This is a genomic window from uncultured Senegalimassilia sp., from assembly GCF_902464545.1.
GTDB lineage: Bacteria > Actinomycetota > Coriobacteriia > Coriobacteriales > Eggerthellaceae > Senegalimassilia.
Genome location: NZ_CABQJR010000012.1, coordinates 18,160 through 31,594, shown reverse-complemented (window position 1 = coordinate 31,594; position 13,435 = coordinate 18,160). Strand labels below are relative to the sequence as shown.

At 64.2% G+C, this 13,435-nt stretch carries 11 protein-coding genes; all 11 read left to right on the top strand.

Features of this window, described 5'->3' with window-relative positions; all coding sequences use genetic code 11:
- The 11 genes from RDW26_RS04780 to RDW26_RS04730 all read left to right on the top strand — a co-directional run bounded on the left by RDW26_RS04780 (window position 1) and on the right by RDW26_RS04730 (window position 13,339).
- The gene (locus RDW26_RS04780; RefSeq protein ID WP_298628938.1) at window positions 1-966 is read left to right on the top strand and encodes a transketolase family protein; all 966 of its coding nucleotides are present in this window, start codon (window positions 1-3) and stop codon (window positions 964-966) included.
- Window positions 967-1,022: 56 nt separating this feature from the next.
- On the top strand, window positions 1,023-1,865 hold the full coding sequence (gene ftsE / locus RDW26_RS04775) for a cell division ATP-binding protein FtsE (RefSeq protein ID WP_042433871.1): 843 nt from the start codon (window positions 1,023-1,025) through the stop codon (window positions 1,863-1,865).
- Window positions 1,858-2,766: a permease-like cell division protein FtsX gene (ftsX, locus tag RDW26_RS04770; RefSeq protein WP_298628939.1), complete on the top strand. Its 909-nt coding sequence runs from the start codon at window positions 1,858-1,860 to the stop codon at window positions 2,764-2,766. The genes ftsE and ftsX overlap by 8 nt, the downstream gene beginning before the upstream one ends.
- A gap of 16 nt (window positions 2,767-2,782) precedes the next feature.
- Window positions 2,783-4,072, top strand: coding sequence for a S41 family peptidase (locus RDW26_RS04765; protein ID WP_307982729.1), 1,290 nt, complete (start codon window positions 2,783-2,785; stop codon window positions 4,070-4,072).
- On the top strand, window positions 4,073-6,094 hold the full coding sequence (rnr, locus tag RDW26_RS04760; RefSeq protein ID WP_307982728.1) for a ribonuclease R: 2,022 nt from the start codon (window positions 4,073-4,075) through the stop codon (window positions 6,092-6,094).
- Between the two features lie 220 nt (window positions 6,095-6,314).
- Complete coding sequence (locus tag RDW26_RS04755; protein WP_307982726.1) at window positions 6,315-7,277, top strand: DUF561 domain-containing protein; 963 nt, start codon at window positions 6,315-6,317, stop codon at window positions 7,275-7,277.
- Window positions 7,278-7,286: 9 nt separating this feature from the next.
- Window positions 7,287-8,219: an ACP S-malonyltransferase gene (fabD, locus tag RDW26_RS04750; protein ID WP_307982725.1), complete on the top strand. Its 933-nt coding sequence runs from the start codon at window positions 7,287-7,289 to the stop codon at window positions 8,217-8,219.
- A 3-nt stretch (window positions 8,220-8,222) separates the two neighbouring features.
- Window positions 8,223-8,987: a 3-oxoacyl-[acyl-carrier-protein] reductase gene (gene fabG, locus RDW26_RS04745; RefSeq protein WP_307982724.1), complete on the top strand. Its 765-nt coding sequence runs from the start codon at window positions 8,223-8,225 to the stop codon at window positions 8,985-8,987.
- Window positions 8,984-10,264 (top strand): beta-ketoacyl-ACP synthase II, encoded by a 1,281-nt coding sequence (gene fabF / locus RDW26_RS04740; RefSeq protein WP_307982723.1) that lies wholly within the window; start codon window positions 8,984-8,986, stop codon window positions 10,262-10,264. Before fabG ends, fabF begins: the two co-directional genes overlap by 4 nt.
- A 64-nt stretch (window positions 10,265-10,328) precedes the next feature.
- Complete coding sequence (gene fabZ / locus RDW26_RS04735) at window positions 10,329-10,778, top strand: 3-hydroxyacyl-ACP dehydratase FabZ (protein ID WP_118350036.1); 450 nt, start codon at window positions 10,329-10,331, stop codon at window positions 10,776-10,778.
- Window positions 10,779-10,798: 20 nt separating this feature from the next.
- Window positions 10,799-13,339, top strand: a complete 2,541-nt coding sequence (locus RDW26_RS04730; RefSeq protein WP_307982722.1) for an acetyl-CoA carboxylase carboxyltransferase subunit alpha — start codon at window positions 10,799-10,801, stop codon at window positions 13,337-13,339.
- Window positions 13,340-13,435: the final 96 nt, after the last annotated feature.

Below are 13,435 nucleotides of genomic sequence, written 5' to 3'. Positions count from 1 at the left end.
ATGGTTACGCTTGCAAATGCAGAACAGTCCCAGGTCAAGCGCGCCACGCGTGCGGCTTACGGCGTCACGCTGGCTGAGCTCGCCGGCGAAGGCGTGCCCGTCGTCGCCGTCGATGCCGACCTGACCGGCTCCACCACCACCGCCAAGTTCGCGAAGGCCGGCTACGCCGACCGTCTGTTCAACTGCGGCATCGCCGAGCAGAACATGATCGATGTGGCGGCAGGTCTCGCGACCACCGGCAACATCGCGTTCACCGGCAGCTTCGCCGTGTTCGGCACCGGTCGCGCCTATGACCAGATCCGCAACACCGTGTGCTATTCCGACCTCAACGTCAAGATCGCCCCTACGCACGCCGGCGTGTCCGTGGGTCCTGACGGCGGCAGCCACCAGATGCTTGAGGATATCTCGCTTATGGCAGGTCTTCCGCACATGCGCGTGCTTGTGCCGGCAGATTACGCCGCAGCGGTGGCCGCCATCCGCCTGGCCGCCGAAACGCCGGGCCCGGTCTATGTGCGCATGGGCCGCGCCAGCGTGCCGGCCGTGTACGCCGACGGCGTAGAACTCGAGCTCGGCCGCTCCTACACGCTGCGCGAGGGCTCCGATGTCACCATCGTGGCTTGCGGCGTAGAGGTTGAGCAGGCCCTGGCAGCCGCCGATGAGCTTGCCGCCGAGGGTGTGTCCGCCGAGGTCATCGACGCCTTCTCCGTCAAACCCCTCGATCGCGCCACCATCGTGGCGTCCGCTCGCAAGACCGGCCGCGTGGTCGTCGCCGAGGAGCACAGCATCCACGGTGGCCTGGGCACGGCCGTGTCGCGTGCGCTTGCCGAGGAGTGCCCGGTGCCCATGCGCTTCGTGGGCATGGACGACCGTTTCGGCAAATCCGGCGAGTTCGAGGAGCTTATGGCGTACTTCGGCTTGGACTCCAAGGCGATTGTCAAAGCTGTGAAAAGCCTCACGCTCAAGTAGGGCATCTGATAGAATCGTCTTCGTCTCAGTACATCACTACATGAATGGAGCAAACTGTGACGAACGATATGAGCCATGCGGCTCCCGTGCGCCCGCAAAGGCGTGCAGGCGCCCATGCTGCGCCGCCGCGACAGGTGACATCGCAGCTGTCCGCGTCGCTTCCGACGCTTGAGATCGAAGATACCCCGCAGCAGTCGGGTACGCCCGTCATCACGTTCGACCATGTGACCAAGGTGTACCCGGCTCAGCCTAACAAGCCGGCCCTCAACGACGTCTCCCTGCAGATCTTCGCCGGCGAGTTCGTGTTCCTGGTCGGTCATTCCGGTTCCGGCAAAACCACCTTCATCCGCATGCTCATTCGCGAGGTCAAGCCCACGCAGGGCCATATCTACATCGCCGATGAGGATCTTGCGAACATGCGCAACTGGCGCGTGCCGTATTTGCGTCGCAATATCGGCTGCGTTTTCCAGGACTTCAAGCTGCTTCCGAACAAAACGGTGTTCGAGAACGTGGCGTTCGCGCTCGAGGTAATCGGCAAGTCCCGTCACGTCATCAAAACGCAGGTCCCCGAGGTTCTGCGTCTGGTCGGCTTGCAGGACAAGCTCAACAAGCGCCCCGATCAGCTTTCCGGCGGCGAGCAGCAGCGCGTGTCCATCGCGCGCGCCATCGTGAACCGTCCTCCCATCCTTATCTGCGACGAGCCCACGGGCAACCTTGACCCGCAAACCTCGCGAGGCATCATGGACCTGCTCGAGCGCATCAACCGCACCGGCACCACGGTGGTCGTGGCAACCCATGACCGCGAGATGGTGGACAACATGCGTCGCCGCGTTATCGCGCTCGATCGCGGCAACCTGACGCGCGACCAAGATCGAGGGGTGTACGGTTTCGATGTCTAGTTTCTTCTATTTCCTCAAAGAGTCGCTGACCGGCTTTACGCGCAACCTTTCCACTGCGCTCGGTTCCATCGTCACCATCTTCCTGTCGTTGCTCATCATCGGCATTTTCCTGGTGGGCGGTTCGGTGGTCAACAACGTGGTGAAATCCGTGGAGCAGGAAGTCAACATCACGGTGTGGATCTCCGATAGCGCCTCCAGCTCTGACGTGCAGTCGCTGCAATCCGAGATCAAGTCAATGTCGTCGGTCGCCAACGTTAGCTACACCGATAAGGAGCAGGCGCTTGAGAACTTCAAGGCGTCCTCCAGCTCCGATATCGCCGAGTCGCTTGACGGGCAGAACCCGCTGCCGGCTTCCATCGACGTCGAGCTGTCCGACCCGAAGATGGTCGAGGACGTTGCCTCCCAGATCGAGGCGAACAAGACGTTCCAGAAGATCTGCGATAACCCCTCCGACCCCTCTGATTCGCTGCGTTACGGCGAGAAGACGGTCGATCGCCTGTTCCAGCTGACCAGTTATGTGCGCGTCATCGGCGTGGCGCTCGTGGGCCTGCTCATCTTCATCGCGCTGGTGTTCATCAACAACACCATCCGCTTGGCCATTTTGGCTCGCCGCAAGGAAATCGCCATTATGCGTCTGGTGGGCGCTTCCAACGGGTTCATCCGAGGGCCCTTCCTCATGGAGGGCGCGCTGCACGCCATCGTCGGCGCTGCGCTTGCCATCGGCACCCTCGAGGTCCTGCGCAACGTGGCCATGCCTAAGCTGCAGGATGCGCTCACGTGGCTGCCCATCGACCTTTCCGCCGGCACGTTCGCGATGTTCTATGTGATGCTTGCGGTGTTCGGCCTGGTCATCGGCTTGATCGGCTCGGCATTCGCCATGCGTCGTTATCTGAAGGTGTAGCGCTTGAGGAGCATGCATGCCAAGGCATACCGATAAAATTGCCAACATGGCGGCGTCCGCGCGCAAGGCGCGTGCCCGCAATATAAAGCTCGCGAAGCTGTTCAGCTTGATCATCGTCGTAGCCGCCGCATTTGTCGGCGGCTTCGCCGTTCGCGGAGACATGGAGCTGCTCGATGCGCTAGGCCTTTCGCAGCTCACGGGCACTCAGGACGCGAAGGCGAAGGCCGCGCAAACGCAGCAAACCTATAACTCGCTTTCGGCTCGCGTGGGCGAGGTGGAGACCATCGTGAACAAGGACAGCCTTGATTCCTATGATCTTGATACCGCCACCACCAAGATGCTCGATGCGTTCGCCGTGTCCACCCAAGATCCGTATCTGCGCTATTACGACGCAAGCCGCTTCGCCGCCTCATCGTCTGCTTCCGACGCTTCCGACAACGGCGGCGGCATCGGTGTGCTGTTCAGCGAATATAACGGCAGCGCCTATGCGGTGGATGTGTTCGAGGGGTCGCCGGCTCAGATGGCCAACGTGCAAACCAACGATGTGGTGGTTTCCATTGACGGCGACCGCAGCCATGCTTGGACCGCTTCGGGGGTCACCCAGGCGATCAAGCGCGATCAGGGCTCGCAGGTGGTCATCACCTGGCGGCGCGGCTCCTCGCTTGACGACACCAAGGGCACTGAGTTCACCACAACGCTCACCGTCACGGACCAAACGGTCAAAAACGTTACCACCGAGCTTACGAACAACGTGGGCTATATCCAGTTGAAGCAGATCACGCAGAATTCCGCCCAGCTGGTGCGACAGGCTATCGTGGATCTTGATGCAAGGGGAGCGCAGTCCTATGTGCTGGATCTGCGCGACAACCCTGGCGGATACCTTACGCAAGCGGTGGACATCTCCAGCTATTTCATCAAAAGCGGAACTATCGTGCGCATCACCACGAAAAGCTCGGACGAGACCACGAAAAACGCCACGGGCGACGTGCTCACCGACAAACCGCTGGTGGTGCTCGTCAACGGCAACACCTCGTCTTCGGCAGAGGTCATCGCCGCGTCGTTGAAGGACAACGAGCGCGCTACCATCATGGGCACCACCACGCTGGGCAAGGGCTCGGTGCAGGTCACCCATGAGCTCACGTTCGGCGGTGCGCTGCGCTATACGGCTGCGTACTACAAAAGCCCGCTCGATCATGACATCGACGGGTTGGGCATCAATCCCGACATCTCCATCGGCCGTTCCGACGATGACGACAATCAAAAGTCGTTGGCCATGGAGACCGCTCAATCCATGGTGCGTGAGTAGATGGGGCGAACGCGCAAGCACACGCGTCGCCGTCCGCGCCCCAATCCTCACGGCGTTCTGGTGGTCCATGCGGGGTCGTTCGGCTTCGTGCGGACGGCGGAAGGGGAATACTTCATCCCGGAATCGAAGATGGCCGGCGCTTTCGACGGCGACTTGGTGGAAGTGGCACCGCTTCCTGCGCGCGGTACGTCCGGCGACGCACACGCCGATCGGCCGGCGGCCCGCGTGCTGCGCGTCATCGACCGTGCGCACGATACCGTGGTTGGGCGCTATGAGGTCGCCGAGCCTTTCGGCGTGGTGGTGCCCGAGGACCATAACATCCCCTATGACATCTTCACCATGCGCGCCGATTCGCCGGATATCCCAGATGGGGCGCTTGTGCGCGTTCGCATGACGGCGTATCCGTCTCGGCATGAAGCCGCGTGCGGCGTTATCGAGGACGTGCTCGGCATGGCAGACGATGCCACCGTCTCCGTTGAATCCATCATCGCCCGCGCCAAGCTTGAAACCGTGTTCTCGGAAGGCGCCTTGGCGCAAGCCGATGCGGCGGCTCTCGACGAAGTGGGCGCCCTTGCCGCAGGGTACCGCGATATCCGCGATCGCGTGGTGTTCACCATCGACCCGGCCGATGCCCGGGATTTCGATGATGCGCTTTCCCTGGAGCCCGCGGAGGACTTCCGCAAGCACGGCGCCGTATGGCGTCTGGGCGTCCACATCGCCGATGTGTCGCATTATGTGGAGTGGAACAGCTCGCTCGACCTTGATGCGCGCCGTCGCGCCACGAGCGTTTACCTGGTCGATCGCGTCATCCCCATGCTGCCCGAGCAGCTTTCCAACGGCTTGTGCTCGCTCAATCCCGGCGAAACCCGCAGGTGCATGACGTGTGACGTATACCTTGACGAGGACTGGAGGCCCGTCGGCTACGACCTGTACCCGGCGCTCATGCGCTCGTGCGCTCGCTTGTCGTACAGCCAGGTGCTCGATGCGCTGCAGGGCGCGCCGCTCGGCGCCTCCGGCACGCTCGACGGCTTGAAAGGCTGCGCGGCAGGTCAGGATATTGACGAAGCCATCATGCAGCGCGTGAGGAGCCTGAGCGGTTTCGCCCAGGCGCGCATCGCGTACCGGCAAGCTGCCGGCGGCCTTGACTTCGAGTTCCCCGAGGCCCGCGTGATCCTCGACGCATCGGGCAAGCCCTGCGGGGTGGACCTGCGCGTGAAGAACCAGGCCACAAGCCTTGTCGAGGAGGCCATGATCTTAGCCAACGAGGTGGTTGCGGCGCATCTGCACGAGCGCGATTTCCCCGCCTTGTACCGAGTGCATGAGAAACCCTCGCCGGACAGCCTTGCCGCGTTGCTTCCCGTGCTCTCGGAGTTCAGCTGGTTCGGTCGCATCAGCCCTGAACGCTTCGTGGCAGGCGATGCACATGCCGTGCAGCAGGTGCTCTTGGAAAGCCAGGGACGCCTTGAGGCCGATCTTGTGCAGGCGCTCGTGTTGCGCGCCATGAAGCGCGCTTGCTATAAGCTCGAATGCGAAGGGCATTACGGCCTGGCAAGCGCGGCGTATGCGCATTTCACCAGCCCTATTCGCCGATATCCCGACTTGGTGGTGCATCGCATGCTGCGCGCGCAGCTCACGCGCCGTCCTCAGCGTTTCGAGCAGGAGGTTGCGGCGCTGCCTTGGATCGCCGAGCACTCCTCGGATATGGAGCGCGTCGCCGAGAAGGCGGCCCGCAAGTCGCAGGAGCTCAAGCTTGCCGAGTATATGTCCCGTTTCGTCGGGCAGGGCTTCTCGGCGGTGGTGTCGGGGGTTGCCGCATACGGCATGTACGTGAAGCTCGACAACACCGCGGAAGGGCTGGTGGCCGCCAGGTATTTGGGCGGCGAATATTTCGCCCTCGACGCGGCGGGTTGCATGCTGGTCGGTCAGGACAGCGGACGCGTGTTCCGATTGGGCCAGCGCGTTGATGTGGTCCTTGAGGCTGTGGACGCCCGGGCCGGCCGCCTTGACTTCCGCCTTGCATGAACAAGTTCAAGCCACGGGTCGAAATGCTGCGCAAGTGAAATAACCTGATTGTGAAGTCCCACGTCACAGGCGTGGGACTTCGTTTTTCCGATCGAAGAAAACGTGAATGAGATTCCGTTTGCCTTGAAAACCCTACCGCTTGCACTACCATTTTCGGGTACGCGGTTCCCGTCTTATCAGGCGTGTTCGAAGAAATTATTCGTGAATAGGATCTATGTATATGAATACCCGCATCACTGAGCTTTTGGGCATCCAAGCGCCCATCATCCAAGGCGCCATGGCGCGCATCGCCGATGCCAGCTTGGCCGGCGCCGTCAGCGCCGCCGGCGGCTTGGGCATCATCGCCTGCGGCGGCGCCCCGCTTGAATGGGTGGAGCAGCAGGTTGCGGCAGCTCGCAAGATCACCGGCAACCCCATCGGCGCCAACGTCATGCTTATGGACCCCAATGCCGCCGAGCTTGCCCGACTGCTCGTCGATCTGAAGATCGACGTGATCACCACCGGTGCCGGCAGCCCTGCCAACTATATGGATATGTGGAAAGAGGCCGGCATCAAGGTTATCCCCGTCGTCGCCACCACCGCGCTCGCCAAGCGCATGGAGCGTCTGGGCGCCGATGCCGTCGTGGCCGAGGGCACCGAAAGCGGTGGGCATGTGGGCGAGCTTACCACCATGGCCCTGGTCCCTGCGGTGTGCGACACTGTTTCCATCCCCGTCATCGCCGCAGGCGGCATCGCCGATGGGCGCGGTGTGGCGGCCGCGTTCGCGCTGGGCGCCGAGGGCGTGCAGATGGGTACGCGCTTCCTTACCGTTGAGGAATGCACCGTTTCCGATGCATATAAAGAGCGCGTTTTGGCGGCCAAGGACTCCGACACCATCGTCACGGGACGCGGCAGCGGCCATCCCGTCCGTTGCCTGAAGAACAAGTTCTCCCGCAACGTGCGCAAGCTGGAGGCCGATCTGAACAAGAACGGCGACGAGCTCGAGGCCATGTATGTGGGAAGCCTGCGCCGCGCCGTCGAAGGCGATGTGGACAACGGTTCCATGATGGCCGGACAGGTCGCCGCGCTTGTGCATGAGCGCAAGACCGCGCAGGAGGTTATCGATGAGCTGATGGCGCAGGCGCAGGCAGTCGGCGCACGCAGCCTCCAGCAGGCCGCCGACGCCAACGCGGCGCGCGGGTAGGGGGTCGGTATGAACCCGGTATTCATGTTCTCGGGCCAAGGCGCCCAAAAGCCTGGCATGGGCGAGAGCTTGTTCGACGTTCCCGAAGTCAAGGCGGTGCTCGACTGCGCCTCCGACGTGCTCGGCTACGACATGGCCGAGCTCATGACCAGCGCTCCCGCCGAAAAGCTCAACGACACCCGGTATGCGCAGCCGGCCACCTGTGCGCTGTCCGCGGGCATCGCGTCGGCCTTGCAAGCGCGCGGCGTGCAGCCCCAGGCTGTGCTCGGATTCTCGTTGGGGCAGGTCAGCGCCCTGGCGGTTTCGGGTATGCTCACCTACGAGGAAACGTTCTCCTTCGTTGCCGAGCGCGCCCGCCTTATGGCGCAGGCAGCTGCCGAGCGTCCGGGCGTGATGAGCGCGCTGCTCAAAGCTGACGGCGAATCGGTCGCGCAGTTGTGCGAGGAGTGCGCGCAGGGCCAGGTGCTCGTCCCCGCGAACTTCAATTGCCCGGGCCAGATCGTCATATCGGGAGAGCAGGCCGCCGTCGAGCGAGCCGAAGCCGCCTGGGGGGCGGCGGGCAAGCGGTTTGCCCGTCTGGCCACCTCCGGCGCGTTCCACAGCCCGCTTATGCAGTCAGCCGCCGATGAGCTTGACGCATATCTGGCGAAGGTGGATTTCAAACAGCCTTCCGTCCCGCTGATCTGCAACACCGATGCGCAGCCGCTTTCCGCCGAGGCGGCGCGACGCCATCTGGTCGACCATCTGACCCATCCGGTGCGCTTCGAGCAAAGCGTGCGGGCCCTGGCCGATCAGGGCGCCTCCGTGTTCGCCGAGGTCGGCTTCGGCGGGGTGCTGTCGAACCTGGTCAAACGCATCGACCGCAAGGCGGCCCGCCCCTGCATCCAGGATGCGGCGTCCTTCGATGCCTTCGTTTCCGAATACGCTGAGGATAAGGAATAGCACATGAGCGAATCTCAAGATACCACCCGCCGCGCGGCGCTTGTCACCGGCAGCTCGCGCGGTATCGGCCTTGCGGTCGCCGAGCAGCTGGCGGCTGCCGGCTTCAATGTGGCGCTGAACTGCTCGAGCGAGGCGGGCCTTCCCGTGCTGCGCGAGCAGGCTAGCCGCATCGCCGGCGAACATGGCGTGCAGGTAGAGGCCATCGCGGCAAGCGTGGCCGATGAAGCCGAGGCGAACGCGCTGGTCGAGCAGGCGCATGAGGCCTTCGGCCGCCTTGATGCCGTGGTCAACAACGCCGGCATCACGCGCGACGGGCTTATGGTGCGCATGAAGGACGACGACTTCGACCGCGTCATCGACGTGAACCTGAAGGGCACCTTCCACATCTGCCGCGCCGCCGGCAAGATCATGATGAAGCAGCGTTACGGGCGCATCGTGAACATGTCGAGCATCTCCGGCGTCGGCGGCAACGCCGGCCAGGCCAACTACGCGGCATCGAAGGCGGGCGTCATCGGGCTGACGAAGACCATTGCCCGCGAGCTTGCGGCCCGCGGCGTCACGGCCAACGCCGTCGCCCCCGGCTTCATCTCCACCGACATGACCGACGCCCTGTCCGAAAAGCAGCGCGAGGCCATCGGCGAGCAGATCCCCATGAAGCGCTTCGGCACGGTGGACGACGTCGCCCATCTGGTGGGCTTTTTGGCAAGCGAGGAATCCGGCTACATTACCGGGCAGGTCATCTGCATCGATGGAGGTTTGGCACTATGAGTCAGGTAATCGATACGTCCGCAACGCGTCGTCCCGACGGCACCCACCGCGTCGTCATCACCGGCATGGGCGCGGTCACGCCCGCCGGCGTCGGCGTGGACGCGCTGTGGGATGCGGTCATGGGCAAGCGCTGCTGCATTGGCACCATTTCGCACTTCGATCATGAAGCGTTCGATGTGCATGTGGCGGGCGAGGTGCGTGACTTCGACCCGACCGAGCACGGGTTGTCCAAGAAGGAGGCGCGCCGCTTCGAGCGCTTCGTCCAGTACGCCATCGTAGCCGCTGACGAGGCCATGGCTCAGTCCGGCATCGACATGGAGCAGGAGGACCCCACGCGCGCGGCCGTCATCTTCGGCGCGGGCATCGGCGGCATCGATGAGCTGCAAAACGGCTTCTTCACGCTGCACGATAAGGGCCCCAAGCGCGTGAGCCCGCTGTTCGTGCCCACTATGATCGGCAATATCGCAGCGGGCCACTTGGCCATCCGCTACGGCATGCGCGGCGAGTGCATCGACGTGACCACCGCATGCGCCACCGGTGCCCACAACATCGGCGCCGCCGTGCGCTCAATCCGCCACGGGTACGCGGATATGGCGCTTGCTGGAGGCTCGGAGGAGTCGGTCAACCCCATCTGCATCGCCGGTTTCGCCAACCTGGGCGCGCTTGCAAAGGTGGACGACCCTACTCAGGCCTCGTTGCCCTTCGATGAGCGTCGCTGCGGTTTCGTGGCGGGCGAAGGCGCCGGCGCCGTGGTGCTCGAATCCCTTGAGCATGCCCTCGCGCGCGGTGCGAAGCCCCTGGCCGAGATCACGGGCTTCGGCTCCACGGGCGACGCCTACCACATGACCGCCCCCGAGCCTTCGGGCGAGGGCATCCAGCGCGCTATGCTCCAGGCGCTCTCCGAAGGCGGCTTCACGCCTGCGGACCTTGGGCACGTCAACGCCCATGGCACGGCAACGCCGGCCAACGATTCCACCGAGTCGCATGCGCTGCTCGCGCTGTGCGGCGAGGAGGAGGGCCGCAAGGTTCCGGTGGTGTCCGTGAAGGGTTCCACGGGACACACGCTCGGCGCTGCAGGCGCGGTCGAGGCCATCGTCACGGCGCTTTCCGTTGCCAACGAGTGTGTGCCGCCCACCACGGGCTTCGCGCAGCCCGACCCCGATTGCCCCGTGAACGTGCTCACCGAGGCCAAGACGGGTTATCCGCAGAAGGTCGCACTGTCCAACTCGCTCGGCTTCGGCGGCCACAACGCCGTGCTCGCCATCTCTCCCTGCTAAGGCGTAGCGCCGCCACCCCTCCTATTCAGCGGGCGCTTCCGCACCACATTCTAAGGAACTACCCATGGAAACCATCCAATATCCCTGCGGCCGCGACGTCATCGAGCGCGTCCTGCCGCATCGCGACCCGTTCGTGTGGGTCAGCCGCGTGCTCGAATGCGAGCCCGGGGCAAGCATCACCGCCGAGCTCGACGTTGACCCCGAGCTGCCCCTGTTCGCTGGTCATTTCCCTGGTCATCCGGTGCTGCCGGGCGTCATCATCATGGAAGCGCTTGCGCAAACCGCATCGTTTTGCGCGCTCGTCGGCCGCGATGAGCCCGGGGTGCTCGGCTTTTTCGCCGGCATCGACAAGGCGAAGTTCCGCCACCAGGTGCAGCCTGGCGACGTGCTCACGCTGAAGGCGGACATCGTGAAGAACTCCTCGCGCATGGTCGTCGCCGATGTGCAGGCGCTCGTCGGCGATCAGGTGGCGGCCACGGCGACGCAGAAATACGTCATGGCCAAGGGCGCGTAGGGTTTTTCGAAGGGTTTGATATGAAGCTATTCAAGCAGGACTACATCTCGTTCGACGGTTCGGGCTCGTTCGTGACCGCTTCCGGCGATGCAGGCGAAAGCGTCGTCGACGATGCCGATGTGGCGTATCGCCTTTCGCGTATCGCGGAAGAGGAACGCGAGCGCATGACCGCCGACGGCACCGCTCCCAACGCCGTCGATGCTGCGGACATGTCGGCCTATACCGGGGTCGGCTCGCAGCATGCCCAGGCGCCCCTTACTGCGCAGGCGGGCGGCTCTGCAGCGTTCGCGCCTGCGCCGGTTGCCCTTGTGGTGGCGCGCGGCAAAGCCGCGAAGCGCACCATCATGGCGGTGCAGGATGCCGGCATGGTGGCCTGCGTCGCGTGCACCGACGACAAACGTGCGGACGCGGCTTTGCGCGCGGCCGATGCCAAGGTCAGCCTTGGCGAGAAGCATCTCGACGCGCTGTACTCCAACGGCTATGCCGTGCTGAAGGCTGCTGAGGAAGCGGATGCCCAGGTCATCTTGCTGATCGAAGATGCCCAGGCGCTTTCAGGCGTTGATACGTTCCTGGCACGCGCGGCAGTTGCCGGTCGCCGCGTGTTCACGCAGCTGGGCGATTCGCCGCAGCTCGGCTGGGTGCTGTGCACCACCGATAAGACCGACGAGGTGTGCGGCCAGTGGCGTACCTGCAAGCATTGCAAGCTCACCTTCGACGGCGCCAGCTTGGCTGCGGGGCATTACGTGTGCCCCTCGTGCGGCGGGTACTTGCGCATGATCTCCGACGAGCGCATCGACGACCTGCTCGATGCCGGCACGTTCCAGGAGTGGGACCGTGTCATCGAGCAAACCGATCCGCTCGGCTTCCCGGGCTACCTTGACAAGCTTGAGGCCCAGCGCGGGAAAACCGGCCTTGAGGAGGGCGTTCGCACCGGTCAGGGTTCCATCGCGGGCTTGAAGTGCGCCATCGGCATCATGGAGTCCACGTTCTTCATGGGGTCCATGGGCAGCGTGGTGGGGGAGAAGGTCACGCGCCTGTTCGAGCGTGCCACCGCCGAGCATCTGCCGGTGATCATCTTCACCGCTTCGGGCGGCGCGCGCATGCAGGAGGGTTTGGTCTCGCTCATGCAGATGGCGAAGACCTCGTGCGCCATCGAGCGCCATGCTGCGGCGCATCTGCCGTACATCTCGGTCATCACCGATCCCACCACCGGCGGCGTCACCGCGTCGTTCGCCATGGACGGCGACATCATCTTGGCCGAACCCAAAGCGCTCATCGGCTTCGCCGGGCAGCGCGTTATCCGCGATACCATCCGCCAGGAGCTGCCCGAAGGGTTCCAAACCGCCGAGTTCGCGCTTGAGCATGGCTTGATCGACGCCATCGTCGAGCGTCAGGACCTACGTGCCACCCTGGCCCATATCCTGGCCATGCATTTGTCGACCGCCTGCCAGGCGACCGGGTGCGCGCACAACGCCGGCGACCATGACGTGCTCGTCAGCTACCGTGCGGTCTGCGACAACCTGGAAAACGGCACGGCAACATACAACACCGTCACCTATTCCGACCTGCGCCCCGAGCCTATGAGCGTCGAGGAGCGCGCCGTGTGGGAGAAGCTGCGCGAGGCCATTCCCTCGTCGTTGATCCCCGAGAGCCTGCGTGCGGGCGCATCCCGACGCGTCGAGCGCGCCATCGCCGCCGGCACGTTCGACGCCGAGGCAGGCACGTCCTTGGAAGTGGGAGCGACATCGGTCGTCGCAGCCGCATCGCCCGATGAGCAGGAAAATCGTGCGTGGCAGAGCGTGCAGCTCGCTCGCAACGTGCACAGGCCCACGGCGATCTCCTATATCCGCAGCTTCGTCGACGGGTTCGTCGAGCTGCATGGCGATCGCGGGTTCGCCGATGATGGCGCCATCGTCGGCGGCATCGGCTGGATCGGGGGGCGTGCCGTCACCGTCATCGGCCAGGAGAAGGGCGAGAACCTCAAGGAGCGCATTCGCCGCAACTTCGGATGCCCGCAGCCAGAGGGCTATCGCAAGGCGTTGCGCCTCATGCGTCAGGCCGAGAAGTTCCGCCGTCCTATCGTGTGCCTGGTGGACACCCAGGGCGCATATTGCGGCACCGAGGCCGAGGAGCGCGGGCAGGGCAACGCCATCGCCGACAACCTGGTGGCTATGGCGGGCTTGAAGGTTCCCGTGGTCACCGTGCTTTTGGGCGAAGGCGGTTCGGGCGGCGCATTGGCGCTCGCCGTCGCCAACCGGGTTGCCATGCAGGAGCACGCGGTTTATTCGGTGCTCTCGCCTGAGGGCTTCGCCTCCATCCTGTGGAAGGACAGGACGCGTGCCCCCGAGGCTGCCGCCGTCATGAAGATGAGCGCCCACGAGTCCTTAGAGCTCGGCATCATCGACGCCGTGGTCCCCGAGGGTCCCGCGCCCGCGCATGAGAACCCCCTGATCGCCGAGCGTAACGTGCGCGACTATGTGCAGGCGGCGCTCGATGAGCTGTGCGGCATGAGCGAGCAGGAGCTGCTCTCCCAACGCTACGATCGCTTCCGCAAATTCTAGCCGTTGCGGCGCGAGCGCTGACATGCATCAACGAAAGGGCCGGGCTTCGAGTTGCGGCCCGCTGCCGAACCGAAAGCGAAGGTTCGGCAGCGGGCG